At 49.3% G+C, this 18133-nt stretch carries 15 protein-coding genes and 1 tRNA gene; 13 read left to right on the top strand and 3 right to left on the bottom strand.

All coding sequences use genetic code 11. From position 1 onward, the window contains the following. Positions 1 to 6: 6 nt before the first annotated feature. Positions 7 to 795, top strand: coding sequence for a CPBP family intramembrane glutamic endopeptidase (locus tag QVO99_RS09545; protein ID WP_022317385.1), 789 nt, complete (start codon positions 7 to 9; stop codon positions 793 to 795). Between the two features lie 16 nt (positions 796 to 811). Here the strand turns inward: QVO99_RS09545 and ruvB are convergent, their stop codons facing one another. Both ruvB and QVO99_RS09535 read right to left on the bottom strand, forming a co-directional pair. Further along, positions 812 to 1843 carry a Holliday junction branch migration DNA helicase RuvB gene (gene ruvB / locus QVO99_RS09540; protein WP_042519782.1) on the bottom strand — a complete coding sequence of 344 codons (1032 nt, stop codon included), beginning with the start codon at positions 1841 to 1843 and terminating at the stop codon, positions 812 to 814. A gap of 330 nt (positions 1844 to 2173) precedes the next feature. After that, positions 2174 to 2247: transfer RNA gene (locus tag QVO99_RS09535), tRNA-Asn, on the bottom strand. A 359-nt stretch (positions 2248 to 2606) separates the two neighbouring features. Here QVO99_RS09535 and QVO99_RS09530 point away from each other — a divergent pair. The 9 genes from QVO99_RS09530 to QVO99_RS09490 all read left to right on the top strand — a co-directional run bounded on the left by QVO99_RS09530 (position 2607) and on the right by QVO99_RS09490 (position 14478). Beyond that, on the top strand, positions 2607 to 4343 hold the full coding sequence (locus QVO99_RS09530) for a S41 family peptidase (protein WP_022317383.1): 1737 nt from the start codon (positions 2607 to 2609) through the stop codon (positions 4341 to 4343). Between the two features lie 207 nt (positions 4344 to 4550). Further along, positions 4551 to 6362 (top strand): AMP-dependent synthetase/ligase, encoded by a 1812-nt coding sequence (locus QVO99_RS09525; protein WP_288177135.1) that lies wholly within the window; start codon positions 4551 to 4553, stop codon positions 6360 to 6362. Positions 6363 to 6392: 30 nt separating this feature from the next. Beyond that, entirely contained in the window at positions 6393 to 7517 is a 1125-nt protein-coding gene (gene prfB / locus QVO99_RS09520) for a peptide chain release factor 2 (RefSeq protein WP_278841152.1), read from the top strand. 106 nt (positions 7518 to 7623) lie between these two features. Then, on the top strand, positions 7624 to 7764 hold the full coding sequence (locus tag QVO99_RS09515) for a hypothetical protein (protein WP_022317380.1): 141 nt from the start codon (positions 7624 to 7626) through the stop codon (positions 7762 to 7764). A gap of 17 nt (positions 7765 to 7781) precedes the next feature. Next, complete coding sequence (locus QVO99_RS09510) at positions 7782 to 8288, top strand: CYTH domain-containing protein (protein ID WP_022317379.1); 507 nt, start codon at positions 7782 to 7784, stop codon at positions 8286 to 8288. Positions 8289 to 8374: 86 nt separating this feature from the next. Further along, the gene (locus QVO99_RS09505) at positions 8375 to 9307 is read left to right on the top strand and encodes a helix-hairpin-helix domain-containing protein (protein ID WP_022317378.1); all 933 of its coding nucleotides are present in this window, start codon (positions 8375 to 8377) and stop codon (positions 9305 to 9307) included. A gap of 89 nt (positions 9308 to 9396) precedes the next feature. Beyond that, positions 9397 to 10626, top strand: a complete 1230-nt coding sequence (locus QVO99_RS09500) for a nucleoside recognition domain-containing protein (RefSeq protein ID WP_022317377.1) — start codon at positions 9397 to 9399, stop codon at positions 10624 to 10626. A 103-nt stretch (positions 10627 to 10729) separates the two neighbouring features. Further along, positions 10730 to 12229: an oligosaccharide flippase family protein gene (locus QVO99_RS09495; RefSeq protein WP_022317376.1), complete on the top strand. Its 1500-nt coding sequence runs from the start codon at positions 10730 to 10732 to the stop codon at positions 12227 to 12229. Between the two features lie 122 nt (positions 12230 to 12351). Continuing rightward, a complete protein-coding gene (locus QVO99_RS09490; RefSeq protein ID WP_022317375.1) occupies positions 12352 to 14478 on the top strand; it encodes a S46 family peptidase in 2127 nt (708 codons plus the stop codon). 132 nt (positions 14479 to 14610) lie between these two features. Here QVO99_RS09490 and QVO99_RS09485 read toward each other — a convergent pair whose 3' ends face one another. Next, positions 14611 to 14895, bottom strand: a complete 285-nt coding sequence (locus QVO99_RS09485; protein ID WP_156139315.1) for a hypothetical protein — start codon at positions 14893 to 14895, stop codon at positions 14611 to 14613. A 946-nt stretch (positions 14896 to 15841) separates the two neighbouring features. Between QVO99_RS09485 and QVO99_RS09480 the strand changes: the two genes are divergently transcribed. From QVO99_RS09480 to QVO99_RS09470, 3 genes are all read left to right on the top strand, one after another. After that, on the top strand, positions 15842 to 16486 hold the full coding sequence (locus tag QVO99_RS09480) for a hypothetical protein (RefSeq protein WP_022317373.1): 645 nt from the start codon (positions 15842 to 15844) through the stop codon (positions 16484 to 16486). Between the two features lie 289 nt (positions 16487 to 16775). Continuing rightward, positions 16776 to 17384: a ribonuclease HII gene (locus QVO99_RS09475; RefSeq protein WP_022317372.1), complete on the top strand. Its 609-nt coding sequence runs from the start codon at positions 16776 to 16778 to the stop codon at positions 17382 to 17384. A gap of 210 nt (positions 17385 to 17594) precedes the next feature. Beyond that, on the top strand, positions 17595 to 18005 hold the full coding sequence (locus QVO99_RS09470; RefSeq protein WP_022317371.1) for a hypothetical protein: 411 nt from the start codon (positions 17595 to 17597) through the stop codon (positions 18003 to 18005). Positions 18006 to 18133 lie beyond the last annotated feature (128 nt).

The raw sequence follows: 18133 nt of genomic DNA, 5'->3' as shown, positions 1-18133 counted from the left end.
CCCGATATGAAAGAAGCAAAGAATAAAGACGTGTTCACCTATCTCCTTTGGGGTGTAATCATCCAGGTGGTAGCAGGATTCATGATACCCCCACTGTATCGTCTCATCGCCGGCCCGGCAGCCGACAAGGCCACCGAACTGGTGCTCACTTCGGCGGTATACAGTATAGTGCTCTTCGTGATGTTCTATAGATTGAAGTGGTGTCCGCTGTCGCCCGATTATGTGCGAGGCAAACATTGGGACGTGATGTTCTGGACAGTGGTTTTCACTCTGGGCTCCATCATTCCCATGGCGTTTCTCGAAGAGGCGATGCCAGAGCTGCCGAATCTTGTGGAAGATGAGTTGACGCTGCTTGTAGGCAGCAATTTCGGCTATGTAACGATATGCCTCTTCGCTCCGCTTGTGGAGGAGATGATATTCCGCGGGGCGATATTGCGCACGCTGCTCTCCGTGATGAAGGGCAAGACATGGTTGCCGATAGTCATTTCAGCCCTTCTTTTCGCCCTGATCCATATGAACCCCGCCCAGATGCCATACGCTTTCGTTGTCGGCATCTTCCTCGGTTGGATATACAGTCGTACGGGTAGCATCGTGCCGGGAGTGCTATGCCATTGGGTTAACAATACGGTGGCATATCTCATGATTCGCCTTATGCCACATCAAATGTCAGATGTGCGGATGACGGATCTGTTCGGCGGCGACCACCGCCGGATGGGACTGGCCATCATATTCTCCTTTTTCATCCTCCTGCCGGCGCTCTATCAGTTGGTGACGCGCACGGCAAGACGGGGCTGACCCGATTGCAGAACCGTCAGAACAGCGACGGTTCTGCAGGATTTCCGAATGTCAGGTTTCTGCCGAAATGCTGGAAGGCGAGTTCTGTCACCACTCTGCCTCGTGGTGTGCGCTTTATGAATCCCTCCATGATGAGATACGGTTCATAAACCTCCTCCACTGTGCCGGCATCCTCGCCGATAGCTGTTGCGATGGTGGTGATGCCCACCGGTCCGCCTCTGAACTTGTCGATGATGGTGAGCAATATCTTGTTGTCTATCTCGTCGAGACCATATTGGTCGATGTTCAGCGCCGTCAGTGCCACGTGGGATATCTTGGTGTCTATCTTTCCCGTTCCCCTCACCTGGGCAAAGTCTCTCACCCTTCTTAGCAGTGCGTTGGCGATACGTGGCGTGCCACGCGAGCGTCGTGCTATCTCCATTGCCGCATCGTCGTCGATGGGCACCTTCAGGATGTTTGCCGAACGTTTCAGAATGCGCATCAGCGTCTTGGGGTCATAATATTCCAGATGCAGGTTTATTCCGAATCGCGCTCTCAGCGGTGCCGTGAGCAGTCCGCTGCGTGTCGTGGCCCCCACGAGCGTGAATGGGTTGAGGTCTATCTGTATCGACCTTGCCGACGGTCCTTTGTCTATCATTATGTCTATGCGATAGTCCTCCATGGCGGAATACAGGTATTCCTCCACGACAGGCGACAGACGGTGTATCTCGTCGATGAAGAGCACGTCGTTGGGCTCCAGCGATGTCAGTATGCCGGCGAGGTCGCCAGGTTTGTCGAGCACCGGACCGCTCGTTATCTTGAAACCCACTCCCAGTTCGTTGGCAATGATGTTGCTGAGCGTCGTCTTTCCCAGTCCTGGCGGTCCGTGCAGCAGCGTGTGGTCGAGCGGTTCGCCGCGGTATTTCGCCGCCTCTACGAACACCTCCAGGTTTTCCACCACCTTTTGTTGTCCGCTGAAGTCACCGAAGCGTAGCGGTCTCAGAGCGTTTTCGTATTCTTTTTCCGCCGACGACAATGTCTCTTGTCTTATATCGAAATCGTTGTCCATATCCTTGTCTTTAGTTTCTCTGCCGTAATGTGCGGCATCCATATTCGTGCAAAAATATTAAAAAATAGGCTATTCCCCAAGACTTGCGCTCATTTTGTTTTTTTTGTATCCCCAATTGGTCATTAGTGTTTTCTTGTATTTTATGCTTAAAAACGTGGTCTTTTCTTGATTATTCATTGGGAAAAGTATAATCATTGGCAAGTATTCGTCAGGAAAAGTGTGTACTTTTAATGATAATTCGTCAGAAAAATGTGTCCACCCCAAAAATGGTGCCGATATTCAAACTATATGAAAATAAAAAAGGAACCACTCGTAAGTGATTCCTCTTTGCGCTTCAAGATGGGCTTGAACCAACGACCCCCTGATTAACAGTCAGGTGCTCTAACCAACTGAGCTATTGAAGCATTGCTAAAAGCGTTATTGCTTAATTGCGAGTGCAAAGGTAAGGCGTTTTTATGTAACCTCCAAATATTTTCCGTCTTTTTTTTGATTTTTCTTCAAAAAAGTCATTCTATTCCCTGATTTGTCATCTTTTCCGAGGACTCTCTACCTTATATTATAAGATTGGACAGATTATTTATAAGATTACGCAAATTATATTATAGGATTAAGCAGATTGGCTCTGAATGAGGATAAAAATAATTGCTATATATGTGTATGAGCTGTAAAACTCGCCATGAAACAATATTTATGAAAGTAAATAAGGTGAAAATCGAAAGTTTTGTGTAAGTTTGCAGATTATAATGAAATCCAACGGAAAAGAATGAAGAGAATATTATTATTATCCGCCATCCTGCTGTCGGTTTTCTCCGTCACTATTAAGGCGCAGAACGACAAAGACCATAACTTCACCGTGTCGAAGAACATCGAAGTGTTCAGCGACATCTATCGCTACCTCGACATGATATATGTTGACACACTGAATGCCGACGAGGTGATAGGCAATGGCATCAATGCAATGCTCAATTCGCTCGACCCCTATACCGAATACTATCCCGAGAGCGAAGTGAACAAACTGAAGAAGATGTTCACCGGAAGATACGTAGGCATAGGAGCCATGATACGCTATAACACAGCCTTGTCGAGAGTGATCATCGACGAACCATACGAGGGAAGTCCAGCCGCAGAAGCCGGACTCAAGAAGGGTGACATCATCCTGAGCATCGACGACACCACGATGACCGACAAGACCGTTGCCTTCGTCAGCTCCCATCTGCGCGGCGACCCAGGCACCTCCTTCATGCTCAAGATAAAGCGCCCGTCAACAGGCAAGAAGATGCAGATGCGCATCAAGCGCCGTGCCATCACGCTGCCATACCTGCCATACTACGGTGTGCGCCCCGACGGCATAGGATATATAAATCTGAACAGTTTCACTGACGGATGCGCCAAGGACGTGCGCCGTGCCTTCATCGACCTGAAGCACAAGGGGGCCAAGGGTCTCGTGCTCGATCTCAGAGGAAACGGCGGAGGATCGGTGAAAGAGGCGGTGCAGATAGTAAACATGTTTGTGCCCAAAGACCTCACCATCGTGAGGACCCGCGGCAAGATGAAACGCATGAACACAGACTACAAGACCACCGTGGAGCCTATCGACACAGTGATGCCTATCGTAGTGCTGGTGAACGGCGAGACGGCGTCGGCAAGCGAGATAACCTCAGGTGCGCTCCAAGACCTCGACCGCGCCGTGGTGCTCGGCACGAGGACATACGGCAAGGGTCTCGTTCAGGCACCCGTTGACCTGCCTTATAACGGCCAGCTCAAACTGACGACAGGAAAATACTATATCCCCAGCAACCGTTGCATACAGGCAATCAACTACAAGCATGCCCATGGCGGATACACCGAACATGTCGCCGACAGCCTCACCCACGTGTTCTACACCAAGGCAGGTCGAGAGGTGCGCGACGGCGGAGGAATAAAGCCCGACGTGGAAGTGAAACCCGACTCGCTGCCGAATATAGCATACTATCTCAGCGTTTCGGGACTCGACTCCACTGAAGTGATGCTCAACTACGAGATTGACTACATCGCCAAGCATCCCACTATAGCACCGGCAGGAGAGTTCAAACTCACCGACCAGGAGTATGAGGATTTCAAGCAGCAGGTGATAAAGAGCGGATTCAAATACGACGCCGAAAGCAGCAAGGAACTCGACAAGCTGAAGAAGATAGCGAAGTTTGAAGGCTATTACGACGATGCCAAGGAGGAGTTCGATGCGCTGGAGAAGAAATTCCGCCACAACCTCGCCACCGACCTCGACCGTAACAAGCAGTTGATAAACCAGATAATATCCGCCGACATTGTGGCGGCATACTATTTCCAGGCGGGAGCGATAGAAAACAACCTCAACTACGACAAGCAGATGATGGAGGCATGCCGCATCATCAACGACCGGCAGGAATACACGAAAATCCTGACTCCAGCCCCGAAGCAGGATGCCAAGGACAAAAAACAAGAGAAGAAAGACAAGAAACAGAGCACCAAGGACAACAGATAATCCGATGCCAGACGCTGCGTTGCAGCGACAGCAACATGTGTGCAATACACGTCATATATATACCCCAAACCGACTAATCGGACGGTTTGGGGTAAATCATATCCGATTTTTTGTGCCGTATGAAAAAACTTTATTATCTTTGCATAAATATAGGTGGAAGAAGTCTCGCCGTACGACGAGGCGCTGCACCCGAAAAACAGAACAATTATGCAGACTAAAAGTCATTTGTCAGTCTTGGTTCACGACCAGGCAAAGAAGTATGGCGACCGCGAAGTGCTTGTATACAAGGATTTCGGAGGCAAGACATGGAAGTCATACACATGGAACGAATTCTCATACAAAGTGAAAGTCGTGTCCAACGCATTGCTCAACTTCGGTGTCAAACCGCAGGAGAACATCGGAATATTCTCGCAGAACTCCGTGCAGTATATTTTCTGCGACTTCGGAGCGTGGGGCGTGCGTGCCGTGACAATACCTTTCTATGCCACAAGCAGCGAGCAGCAGATACAGTTCATGATAAACGATGCTCAGGTGCGTTTCCTCTTCGTGGGAGAGCAGGAGCAGTATGACAAGGCACACCGCGTGTTCTCTCACTGTCCTACGATGGAGCGTATCATCATCTTCGACAACAACGTGAAGATCGACCCCAACGATTCCAACGCCGTATATTTCGACGACTTTCTGAAGCTCGGCGAGAACCTGCCGCGCCAGATCGAAGTGGAAAAACTATATAAGGAGGCGTCGCCCGACGACCTCGCCAATATCCTATATACCAGCGGAACCACCGGCGACAGCAAGGGGGTGATGCTCAGTCATCTGCAGTATAGTGCCGCCATTGAAGCCAACGACAGGGCGGTGAAGGTGACGGAGAACGACCGCGTGCTCAACTTCCTGCCATATGCCCACATCTTTGAGAAGGGATGGACGATACTGTGTATCTCGGAGGGTGCTACGCTGATTGTGAACACCGATCCGCACGAAGTGCAGAAGTCAATGAAGGAGACACATCCCACGAGCATGTGCGCCGTGCCGCGCTTCTGGGAGAAGGTCTATACAGGAGTGAAGGAGAAGATAGACAGTGCGAACCCCATACAGCGCAAACTCTTCAAACACGCCCTTGCTGTGGGCAGAAAGCACAACATCGAATATCTGAGCCGCGGAAAGCGTCCGCCTTTGGCACTGCACATGGAGTATGAGATGTATAACAAGACATTGTTCAGTCTCGTGCGCCACGAGCTGGGACTCGAACACACCAACATCTTCCCGACGGCAGGAGCCACCGTGTCGTCACATGTTGAGGAATTCGTGCATTCCATCGGACTCACCATGGTGGTGGGCTACGGACTGACGGAGAGCCTTGCCACCGTGACCTGCGACAGAGTGGGAGAGAAACCCTATACCATAGGGTCGGTGGGCAGACCTATCCACAACATAAAGATAAAGATCAGCGATGAGGGCGAGGTATGCCTCAAAGGCCCTACCATCACCAAGGGTTACTACAACAGACCCGATATTACCGCACAGTCGTTCGACGACGAGGGATACTTCAAGACTGGCGACTCGGGATATATGAAAGACGGTGAGCTGTTCCTGAAAGACAGGATAAAAGACCTCTTCAAGACATCCAACGGAAAATATATCGCACCACAGATGATAGAGGCGAAACTGCTCGTCGACAAGTTCATCGACCAGATAGTGATTATCGCCGACCAGCGCAAGTTCGTGTCGGCACTCATCATTCCCGAATACGGTGCCCTCGAGAAATACGCCCAGGCCAACGGCATCAGCTTCACGTCAAGAGAAGACCTCTGCAGCAACGGCAAGATACACCAGATGATATCCGAACGCATAGAAACGCTGCAGCAGCAGCTCGCCCACTATGAGCAGATAAAGCGATTCACGCTGCTGCCCAAGCCGTTCACTATGGAGAGCGGAGAGCTGACAAACACCCTGAAGATGCGCCGAAAGGTGATCAACGAGCATTATAAGAACGAAATAGAAAAAATGTATGCCGAGTAACTCCTCGCCATACCATATACAAGAAGAATAATGATAACGCAAGATCAATTGAAAGACGTGTTGGAGCGTGCCGACGCTCTGCACAAGTATCTGGAAATCGACAAGAAGAAGGTGGAGTTTGAAGAAGAACAGCTCCGCACGCAGGCTCCTGACTTCTGGGACGACCCGCAGAGGGCGCAGGAACAGATGAAGAAGGTGAAGGGCATTGAGAAATGGATCACCGGATACAAGGAGGTGCGTACCTATGCCGAAGAGCTGAAGCTTGCCTTCGACTTCTACCACGACGATATGGTGACCGAGGAGGAAGTGGACGAAGACTACGCCAAGGCGATAAAGGCGATTGAAGACCTGGAGCTTATGAACATGCTGCGCCAGAAGGAAGACCCTATGGATTGTGTGCTGAAGATAAACTCGGGAGCCGGCGGTACGGAGAGCCAGGACTGGGCATCGATGCTCATGCGTATGTATATGAGATGGGCTGAGTCGCATGGCCACAAAGTTACGATAAGCAACCTGCAGGAGGGCGACGAGGCCGGAATAAAGAGCGTCACCATGGAGATAGAAGGCGGTGAATACGCCTACGGATATCTGAAGAGCGAGAACGGAGTACACCGCCTCGTCAGAGTGTCGCCGTTCAACGCGCAGGGCAAGAGAATGACGAGCTTCGCCAGTGTGTTCGTGTCGCCGCTCGTCGATGATACCATAGAGGTGTATGTAGACCCGTCGAAAGTGAGCTGGGACCTCTTCAGAAGCGGTGGAGCCGGAGGACAGAACGTGAACAAGGTGGAAACCGGAGTGCGTCTGCGCTACCAGTATGTCGACCCTGATACCGGCGAGGAGGAAGAAATCCTCATCGAGAACACCGAGAGCCGCAAGCAGCTCGAAAACCGCAACAACGCCATGCGACTGCTCAAGTCGCAGCTCTACGACCGCGCCATGAAGAAGCGTCTCGAAGCACAGGCGAAGATTGAGGCAGGAAAGAAGAAGATAGAGTGGGGTAGCCAGATAAGAAGTTATGTCTTTGATGACCGTCGTGTGAAAGACCACCGCACCAACTACCAGACCTCTGATGTGGACGGAGTGATGGACGGCAAGATCGACGGATTCATAAAGGCGTATCTCATGGAGTTCCCCGTGAACGACGAACAGCAATAATGCTATTATTGTAATCGCAAATAATATCATTAATGTAATCGCATGTCGTCGGCAAGGATTCTTCGCATAACGGCAATATGATTATGGATCTAAATAATTTTGTACTATGAGCAAGAAAGGAAAAGACCGCCGCGAGCGCTATCAGGAGCGCCAGGCTAAAGAAGGAGAAAAGGTGTTCAACTGGATATTGGGTGCCCTCGCCATAGGAGCATTGGCATTCATCATCTATTTTGCGACACAAGGTTAATCAAGGAAAGACTGCTGATGAGTGGACTTGAGATAGAAAGAAAGTTCCTCGTGCACAAACGCGACGACGAATACAAGCGACAGGCTTATTCGTCGTCGCGCATCAAGCAGGGGTACATATGCAGCGGTCATGGCCGCACGGTGCGTGTGCGCATCCGCGACGAGAAGGGATATCTTACCATCAAGGGACCGTCGGTAGACGGAGGACTCTCGCGCTATGAGTTCGAGAAGGAGATAACCCTCGATGAGGCGGAACACCTGATGCAACTCTGTGAACCGGGAATCATCGACAAGACTCGGTTTCTTGTGAAGAGTGGCAGACATACCTTCGAAGTAGACGAGTTTTATGGTGACAACGAAGGACTCGTGATGGCAGAAGTGGAGCTTCAGAGTGAAGACGAGGCATTCGAAAAGCCTGGTTTCATCGCAAAAGAAGTGACCGGAGACGCCAGATTCTATAACTCCTATCTTCGCCAGATGCCTTTTGTGCTGTGGCGCAACCAATTGCCGGAGGAGTTTCGTTGACCAACCGACAGCAAATGCCGATTCCTTCCCGTTGACGAATCTGCGGGAGGGATAGTCTTGCTTACAATACAATAAAAAAGCCAGGGATGCCATTAGGAGATTTCTTTTATTTCACGAAGTCAGACCGCATAGCGACGATATTCATCGTCAGTCTCGTCATAATTCTGGCGGTGACATCATATTTCGTGGTCTGTTCCGGCGATGATTTCTTCGTCGGAACCCCTGCCGACAGCACCGCGGTGGCTGGCGGGAAGGCTCTTGGCGCTGGAGAGAAAGAATATTATAATGTGGAGGGAAGAAAAGCCGAACTCTTCCCCTTTGATCCCAATACGGCAGACAGCACACAATTGTTGAGGCTCGGACTGAGCGAATGGATGGTGAGAAACATATACCGCTATCGTGCTTCCGGAGGAGTATACCGGGAGCCGAAGGATTTTGCGCGCCTCTACGGACTTACCGTGAAGCAGTACAGAGCGCTCGAACCATATATCCGCATCAGTGCAGACTACAGACCGGCATCGGAGCTGTATGCCGATGACCGTTCCGCCTACGACCGCCATGGCTCGCCATCGGCAGAATACAATGACGCTCCGCCGAGAGATACACTGAAATTTCCACGTAAGCTGCGCCCCGGAGAGACCGTGCCGCTCAACACCAGCGATACTACACTGCTGAAACGGGTGCCGGGAATAGGTAGCGGATACGCCATCGCCATAGTGAGAAAGCGCGAGCGGCTGGGAGGCTTCTATTCCGCAAGGCAGTTGCTCGAGATAGATGGACTGCCCGAACAGGCTCTCCAGTATGTCAGCGTGGACGAAGGGGCGGTGACGAAGCTTAACATCAACAAGCTGTCGTTCTCAAAACTCCGTCAGCATCCATACATCAATTACTACCAGGCACGCGATATCGTTGACTACCGTCGGCTGCGCGGAGATATAAAGTCACTCAGAGACCTGCGCCTGCTGAAATCGTTCACGCCGGCAGACATAGAAAGGCTCAGCCATTATGTGACCTACTGACGGATGTTTTTCCGCTAAATAACCGGAAAGGACAGATACAACAGGGAAAACAGACAATACAACATAAAATAACCAAAACATTATCAAGCATGGTGCTGAATTACATTTGGATAGCGTTTTTCGTCATAGCCTTCGTCATAGCGTTGGTGAAGTTGATCTTCATGGGCGACTTCGAAGTGTTCCCGGAGATGATGGGGTCCACGTTCGAGTCGTCGAAGACAGCCTTTGAGATATCCCTCGGACTGACCGGCGTCCTTTCGCTGTGGCTCGGCATAATGAAGGTGGGAGAGAAGGGCGGAATGGTGAATGCACTGGCAAGGCTGCTCTCGCCGGTGTTCTGCAAGCTCTTTCCTGACATACCTAAGGGGCATCCCGTTACTGGCTCCATATTCATGAACATAGCCGCCAACATGCTCGGACTCGACAATGCGGCGACGCCGCTCGGACTGAAGGCAATGGAACAGCTGCAGCAGCTCAACACGAAGAAGGACACGGCAACGAATCCGATGATAATGTTCCTTGTGCTCAATACCAGCGGACTGACGCTGATTCCCGTCAGCATCATGGTATACAGGGCGCAGCTCGGAGCGGCACAGCCCACCGACATATTCATCCCCATCCTCCTTGCCACATTCTTCTCCACTATGGCAGGAATAATAATCACGAGCCTTTATCAGCGCATCAACCTTCTCAACAAGGTGATGCTGCTCACCGTCGGCGGCATGTCGCTCGCCGTGGCAGGCATTATATGGGGATTCGGACAGCTCGACAAAGACCAGATGAACATAGTGAGCACCACGGTGGCAAATATCCTGCTCATGACTATCATCGTAGGGTTCATTCTGGCAGGAGTGAGGAAGAAAATCAACGTTTACGACGCTTTCATCGAAGGAGCGAAGGAAGGATTCCAGACCGCAGTCAGGATAATACCATACCTCGTGGCAATACTCGTGGGCATCGGAGTGTTCCGTGCGTCGGGAGCCATGGACATGATAATCGACGGAATAAAATGGACAGTAGGGGTGTTGGGCGGAAACACCGATTTCGTGGGAGCGTTGCCTACAGCACTCATGAAGCCGCTCTCCGGCAGCGGAGCACGTGGAATGATGGTAGACGCCATGACGACATACGGTGCCGATTCCTTCGTAGGCAGGCTTAGCTGCGTGTTCCAGGGCTCCACCGACACCACTTTCTATATCCTCGCCGTATATTTCGGCAGCGTGGGCATCAGATACACCAGACATGCCGTGGCATGCGGACTTCTGGCAGACCTTGCCGGAGTAATCGCGGCGATAGCGATATGCTATATGTTCTTCTGATGCAGCATAGGGGCATAAGACCTGCATACACGTCAACAAGAAACAGAAAACAGCATAGCGGCAAGGCATCCTGACCATGCCGCTGACAAACAAACATAAGCAAATGGCAAATTTAAAATCACTCGCTAAGGATACGGCAATCTATGGATTGAGCAGTATCGTAGGAAGATTCCTCAACTATCTTCTCGTGCCGCTATACACGGCAAAGCTGTCGGCAGCGAGCGGCGGCTATGGTGTCATAACCAATGTCTATGCCTATACGGCATTGCTGATGGTGATACTGACATACGGAATGGAGACCACCTTCTTCCGCTTCGCCAACAAAGAAGAAGAGAATCCGCAGACAGTATATACCACTACACTCATCAGTGTGGGCTTCACCTCACTGATGTTCATAGCCCTCGTGCTGCTCTTCATCAATCCCATATCCGCCTTTATGGGCTATGCCGACCACCAGTCGTATATATGGGTGATGGCGATTACCGTTGCCATCGATGCCTTCCAGTGCATACCGTTCGCATACCTCAGATATAAGAAGCGCCCGATAAAGTTCGCTGCCCTGAAACTCCTCAACATCTTCATGGCGATAACCCTCAATATCGTGTTCTTCCTCATTCTGCCCAATATCTACGAGGCAAACGGCGGCACCGGGTTCATATCCGCCATCTACGACCCTACGGTGGGAGCAGGCTATGCGTTCTATGTTAATCTCTTCTGTTCTGCCATCCTCACGTTCTTCTTCTGGCGGGAACTCGTAGCACAGAAATATTCGTTCAGCAAAGCGCTCCTGCGCCGCATGTTCAGCTATAGCTGGCCCATCCTCGTGCTTGGCATCGCCGGCATCCTCAACCAGACAGCCGACAAGATTCTCTTCCCTTATATATATAAAGGAAGCGATGCCCATTCGCAGCTCGGCATCTATGGCGCGGCAAGCAAGATAGCCATGATCATGGCTATGATAACACAGGCGTTCCGCTATGCCTACGAACCGTTCGTCTTCGGCAAGTCTAAAGACAAGGACAACCGTGAGACCTATGCCAAGGCGATGAAATACTTCATCATCTTCACCCTCCTTGCCTTCCTCGTGGTGGTGGGCTATATGGATGTGCTGCGCCATATCATCGGCCGCGACTATTGGGACGGACTGCGTGTGGTGCCTATCGTCATGGCGGCAGAGATAATGATGGGAGTGTATTTCAATCTCTCCTTCTGGTATAAGCTCATCGACAAGACCATCTGGGGAGCGTATTTCTCAGGTGCGGGATGCGCCGTGCTGATAGCGGTCAACGTTATATTCGTGCCTCGCTACGGATATATGGCATGCGCCTGGGCTGGTTTCGCGGGATACGCCACGGCGATGGTGCTCTCGTATTTCGTGGGACAGCGCAAGTATCCCATTGCCTATCCGATGAAAGACATCTCCGTTTATGTCCTGATCACCGTAGTGCTGTATTTCTGCATGACCACGGCAAATGCCAGACTCTCCACACCGCTCGCCCTGACGGTGAATACAGTGCTTGGCGTCCTCTTCATAGCATATATCGTGAAGAAGGACTTTCCGCTCAGCGGATTGCCCGTGATTGGCAGGCATTTCCGCAAATGACAGTTGTCAGCGGAGGAATTGAGAAATTATGAGGATTAAAAAGCGATATTTTCATCCACAAGCAAGTACAGTTGGAAAATATATCGTATTTTTGCCGAAACTTTAAATTAAATATACGAAAAATGAGAAAGAAATCATCAATCCTGTTAGCAGGACTGTTGGCTCTGTCTGCTGGCAGCGCCAAGGCTGACGAGGGAATGTGGACTCTCTACAACCTTCCCCAGGCAGTGTATGAGCAGATGAAGACCTACGGTTTCAACCTGCCTTACGACGCACTCTACAGTGGCGACGACGCCATCATGAAGTCTGTTGTCAACTTCTCTGGATTCTGTTCCGGTGTAGTGGTGTCGCCAGACGGACTCGTCTTCACCAACCACCACTGTGGTTTCGAGGCTATCCGCAGTCATTCTACTGTAGAACACGACTATATGCTCAACGGCTTCTATGCCAAGAGCTATGAGGAGGAGTTGCCAAACGAGAACATGTTCGTAAGCTTCATGGTGGAGCAGAAGGATATCACTGACGAGCTCACCAAGAAGGGACTCTACAACCTGCCTATCAACAAACAGTCAGAATTCCTCGATTCCATCGAGAATGTGATGTCTAAGGAGGTGAAGGCAGCAGACCCTACACTCCGTCTTGAAATCAAGCCATATTTCGAAGGCAACAAGTTCTACGCCACGACATACCGCGATTTCACCGACTTGCGCCTCGTCTTCACCGTGCCTAAGTCTATGGGTAAGTTCGGTGGCGAGACCGACAACTGGATGTGGCCGCGCCAGACCTGCGACTACTCTGTCTTCCGTATCTATGCCGATCCTAAGACAAACGGTCCTGCAGCATACTCTAAGGACAATGTGCCTTATCGTCCGAAGCATTGGACTAAGGTGTCGCTCGACGGATACAAGGATGGCGACTTCGCCATGACAATTGGTTATCCGGGCACTACCAACCGTTACCTCTCATCATACGGTATCAAGGAGCGTCGCGATGCCGACAATGCCCCACGTGCACAGGTGCGTGGCGTGAAGCAGCAGATCATGATCCGCCACATGCGTGCCGACGAGGCAGTGAGAATCAAGTATGATTCCAAGTATGCACAAAGCTCCAACTACTGGAAGAACTCCATCGGAATGAACAAATGTATCGATTCCATCGGTATTATCCGTCAGAAGCAGGAGTTCGAGCAGCGCATCAAGGCTTATCAGGACAGCACAGGCTATCTGAAGGGCAAACTTGATTTCGACAAGATGAAAGACCTCTACGCCAAGCGCTTCGACGTGCAGTATGTGTTCACCAACTGGATTGAGGCTTTCAACCGCACCAGCGAGTTCAATACACGTGCTTTGCAGGTGCTCGGAGGAATGGAAGTAAAGGGTCCTAAGGATAAGCCGGCAAAGCAGTATGTGCAGTTCGAGGACAACAGCAATGCTTGGGACGAGGCTCTCGACAAGGACGTTATGGCAGCTCTGCTCAAGAACTACCGTGAACATGTAGACGCCAAGTATCTGCCGGCTTGCTATGCCAAGATTGACAAGGACTTCGGCGGCGACTACAAGAAGTTCGTTGACTATCTCTACGCCAAGTCTATCCTCATGAAGAGCGGTGAGAAGATATTCTTCAACAAGAAGAACTACAAGAACGACCCGGGTGTGCAGTATGGTCTCGACATCAAGGCTATCTATGACGAAGTGATCGAGAAGATCCGTGCCCTCGCTCCGGAAATCAAGCAGCAGGAGCGCTACCTCTGCGACGCCAAGGTGCGTATGGAGGAAGACCTGCCACACTATAGCGACGCCAACTTCACTATGCGCCTGAGCTACGGACAGGTGAAAGACCTCGTAGTCGGCGGTAAGCCAGCAGGCTACTACACCACTTCAGAGAGCATCGTTGAGAAGATGAACACCGGCGACAAGGTAGTGGATTATTACGCTGAGCCAGAGCTGAGAGACTTGATGTCGGCAAAAGACTTCGGTCGCTACACCGACAAGGAGAGCGGAAAGATGCAGCTCTGCTTCCTCACCAACAACGACATTACCGGCGGTAACTCCGGTTCACCGATGTTCGACGGCAACGGAAACCTCATCGGTCTCGCCTTCGACGGCAACTGGGATTCACTCTCAAGCGACATCCGTTTCGATCCGGTACTTGCCCGTTGCATCGGCGTTGACATGCGCTATGTAATCTATCTCATGGACAAGTGGGGTCATGCAGACCGTCTGCTCAAGGAGATGGGAATCGACAAATAAGTAATCACCCTACCCAAACGGTCGATTTGGGTTGAAACGATAACGAAAAAACGGCGGCAGCCTCACGCTTGAGGTCTGTCGCCGTTTCGTCATTTTGTGAAATTGAAAGTATATAAGGTGTTTTCCATGGTATTACTTCTTCATTGCCTTCCTGCACCTTGTCACTGCCGAACCGAGCCATGCAACGGCTAACAGACGGACAGCCACCGACAGATCGGCAGGGAATATGCAGGCGAAGAATGCCAGCTGCACCTCTATCAGGCGCCATGTCTGACCGATAGACAGCTTTCTTTCCAGCACGCTCGAGTAGTATTCGCCCAACAGGCGGACCGGTTCTGATGCCCATGCGCCTATCTTGCTGATAAGCTCCGTGAAATCAATGTTCTCATTCTCATTCACGCCAGTTGTCAAAATCATTTTCTTCTCCATATCCTTAAGTTTTTTATTTTCTGTTTTTACTTTGTCCTTTCTCTCTCTCGAAGAAGCCCGTCGGGTTTATTCCCAAACGTTCTGATGACCGGTTCGGGACAGATAGCCCTGTTTCCCTCTTCCTGTTGCAAAGATATATGGAGTTTTTGCACAATAAGTTCACAAGACAAACTATTTCTGTTAAATATGATATAACATATTGCCAGTTGGCGGAATTAATTTAACCAAACAAAATCCAAGCAGTCATAAAATACTACATCTAACGGCCTAATGACCGGTTGGGGTTTAAGTTACTCAATATGAGTAAAAGTTGCCCATAACGCTGATTTTTAGTAAAAAACAAGAATTTTCAAAAAAACTGTCAGATCATCTGGTTTTTTGTCGTAATATTCTGATAGACAGACAGTTGGTTGTCTGGCGATTGTCAGCCAATTGTCTGGATGGTTTGCTGATGAAAGGAATTGTCAGATGTGAGGAAATACCTGATGAAAGGAATGTCATCTGTGAGTAATTCATTCTACAGGAATAGTATGCGTTGACAGAATCCTGAAAACAGGAATATAGGTATAACAACATTCACTTATTGGGCAGACGTCTGACAGCAAATCTGCCCAACAGGGGCAAGCAGCGTGCCCCACTTGAGAAAGCACCTTGCCTCACTTGGGCAAGCATCGTGCCCATTTGTGGTCAATTTATTGGTCAATGAGTTGGCTGGTGTCGTTATATTTCAATAGAGATAGAAGAAAAACAGGACAATACGCATAGAACTTTGTACGTAATGACACATCTATTTACTCTTTGAAACCCTGAAAAACATATTCTTCCGTTAATTTTGCCGGCAGGAAATGGATGCCCCATTGTCAATACAAGAACAATCAAATATAAATCAAGTCAAACTTCACAACTTTATTGTTAAACTAAAAACTATTTTATTATGAAAAGAAATCTATTCAGAATCTTCGTGGCATTCGCAGCTTTCTTCTTTGCAGCACAACCGGCAGACGCACAGTTTGGGAATATCCTGAAGAAGGTGACAAAAACTCTGGACACGGTATCTAAGAAGGACGCCAAGATCAAACGGACAGATCCAGCAGCCAGCAAGGATATGCCGCCACAGTTCGTCGGTACTACCACCACATCAGAGTCTGGAGCCACCGTCATCAATCCGTTCAGCAAGGATGTAGACATCCAGTTGGTAGGTGCCTATGGCAAGAGCACCTCAGAGAACTACGGCACCGTGACCCTCGTGCTGAAAGTGAAGATGATAGCCGACAAGTCGCGTATCGGTCTCGGCGGTGTTGGAGATTTTCCTAATTCAGACCTTCGTAGCGTAACAATGTTCGTTGACCAAGACGGTGAATCTTATACGCCAGACGGCGGCACTACATCCGACTCTTTTGACGTCAGTGAGGGAGTTTATGTTAAACTGAAGCTCGATGGTACCTACACAAGATTCGAGAATGTGAAGAAGACCGCCAAGGTGATGCAGGTGCTGAAGCTCGGACTGTATGTTGATGCGGCAATCAGAGGATACATCACGATGAAGAACGTGCCTATTCAGTGGGACGTAGAGCCATAATTTGTCATCTTAAGCATAACCTTCGAAATCTCCCCCTGTCGTGGGGAATCAAACCCCACATTAGGGGGTTCCGTTCCCCACGGTGTGGGGGGATTTCTGGCATGTATTTTTGTCACCTTTATTATTTGGCTAATCTTACAGGTTTCTTATACAAGACTAACGCAAAATCGGTCATTCTGGCTAAAAGATAAAACTCGCTGTGTATCTTTTTGATATGTCGGAAATAATTCGTACCTTTATACTTTGAAAGATATAAAGATATTGTCCGAAACAAAAAGAGAAGAATACAATGCTGGAAAATCATTATTACGAAGGTCTCGTTGAGGCAGGCTGCGACGAAGCCGGCAGAGGCTGTCTTGCCGGAAGCGTTTTTGCTGCTGCCGTTATATTGCCACCCGATTATGAGAACGAACTGCTCAATGATTCGAAGAAACTCACCGACCGCAAGCGCAAGCAGCTTCGTGAGATAATAGAACACGATGCCGTGGACTGGGCTGTGGGCATCGTGGAGCCTGGAGAGATTGACGAGATAAACATTCTCAATGCGAGTATCCTCGCCATGCACCGTGCTTTAGACCAGCTCAAGGTGCGTCCCGAAGCGGTGATAGTAGACGGCAACCGCTTCAAGCCCTACCGCGACCTTCCATACACCACCATCGTGAAGGGCGACGGCAAATACCTCTCCATCGCTGCGGCGAGCATCCTCGCCAAGACATACCGCGACGACTATATGGACCGCCTGGCGGAAGACTATCCGCAGTATGACTGGAAGTGCAACAAGGGCTACCCAACGAAGAAACACCGTCAGGCTATCCGTGAATGCGGTATTACGCCATTCCATCGCCGTTCTTTCACTCTCCTGCCTCCCGAAGAGCTGACACTCGACTTTGAATTCTGAAATCATCCGGAAACCAGATTGCCTGATGGTTTCTGAAGACTTCTGATGAATGGGGGTGAGGCTTCTTATTCCGAACTGGGGTATTTATTCCACTCTTATCAACAAGAAAATCATTAAGAACTAAAAGAAGCTTAAGCTCAATATATGACATATCATTAGTGTCCCGATTTTAACGGGACACTAATGATACAAAAACATAATTCAAACGACATGAACTTAAAATTATTTTTCGTACTTTTATCTCTGATATTTTGCGGATGTTCAGAAGAGATTTATTGTCCGCAAAATTTCTATAAGGTAAAAAAAATTGTGAAGAAAAAAAACAATGTTTTCTTCATTTATGCTGAAAAGAATGACAGTATATATAAAATATATACTCATTACAATGGCTTCAGAGAACCGAATTCTGTAGAATTGAAGCGTGGAAGTGTGTTCAATTTACCTTTAAAATCATTTAATCAGCGGATGATAGATGAAATGGGAATGGCATCATGGGCAGACATAACAGGTACGATATATTACGATGTGCCAGTGTGTAAGGAAGAAGATAAAGGTATAGATGATATATATGAATGTGGTAGTATCAATGGCATATATTATGGTTCTGATCAGATTCGCTAATGAATCAAGAATTTAAAGACATAATTTACATCATTCAAAATGTTTGTAAAATTTATCTATAATACTCCAGTAACTTTTTAATTGGTAGTCTAATTAATATCTTTGTAACTGTTTGATTTTTACATATA

The organism is Prevotella sp. CAG:592 (assembly GCF_000436015.1).
GTDB lineage: Bacteria > Bacteroidota > Bacteroidia > Bacteroidales > Bacteroidaceae > Prevotella > Prevotella pectinovora.
The sequence above is the reverse complement of the archived record's forward strand: the minus strand, read 5'-3'. Positions and strand labels throughout refer to the sequence as shown.

Coding starts and splice junctions, on each gene's coding strand:
- QVO99_RS09510 (WP_022317379.1), top strand. CDS start 7,782: ATGAGTGGACTTGAGATAGAAAGAAAGTTCCTCGTGCACAAACGCGAC.
- QVO99_RS09490 (WP_022317375.1), top strand. CDS start 12,352: ATGAGAAAGAAATCATCAATCCTGTTAGCAGGACTGTTGGCTCTGTCT.
- QVO99_RS09470 (WP_022317371.1), top strand. CDS start 17,595: ATGAACTTAAAATTATTTTTCGTACTTTTATCTCTGATATTTTGCGGA.
- QVO99_RS09545 (WP_022317385.1), top strand. CDS start 7: ATGAAAGAAGCAAAGAATAAAGACGTGTTCACCTATCTCCTTTGGGGT.
- ruvB (WP_042519782.1), bottom strand. CDS start 1,843: ATGGACAACGATTTCGATATAAGACAAGAGACATTGTCGTCGGCGGAA.
- QVO99_RS09495 (WP_022317376.1), top strand. CDS start 10,730: ATGGCAAATTTAAAATCACTCGCTAAGGATACGGCAATCTATGGATTG.
- QVO99_RS09525 (WP_288177135.1), top strand. CDS start 4,551: ATGCAGACTAAAAGTCATTTGTCAGTCTTGGTTCACGACCAGGCAAAG.
- QVO99_RS09515 (WP_022317380.1), top strand. CDS start 7,624: ATGAGCAAGAAAGGAAAAGACCGCCGCGAGCGCTATCAGGAGCGCCAG.
- prfB (WP_278841152.1), top strand. CDS start 6,393: ATGATAACGCAAGATCAATTGAAAGACGTGTTGGAGCGTGCCGACGCT.
- QVO99_RS09485 (WP_156139315.1), bottom strand. CDS start 14,895: ATGATTTTGACAACTGGCGTGAATGAGAATGAGAACATTGATTTCACG.
- QVO99_RS09475 (WP_022317372.1), top strand. CDS start 16,776: ATGCTGGAAAATCATTATTACGAAGGTCTCGTTGAGGCAGGCTGCGAC.
- QVO99_RS09480 (WP_022317373.1), top strand. CDS start 15,842: ATGAAAAGAAATCTATTCAGAATCTTCGTGGCATTCGCAGCTTTCTTC.
- QVO99_RS09530 (WP_022317383.1), top strand. CDS start 2,607: ATGAAGAGAATATTATTATTATCCGCCATCCTGCTGTCGGTTTTCTCC.
- QVO99_RS09505 (WP_022317378.1), top strand. CDS start 8,375: ATGCCATTAGGAGATTTCTTTTATTTCACGAAGTCAGACCGCATAGCG.
- QVO99_RS09500 (WP_022317377.1), top strand. CDS start 9,397: ATGGTGCTGAATTACATTTGGATAGCGTTTTTCGTCATAGCCTTCGTC.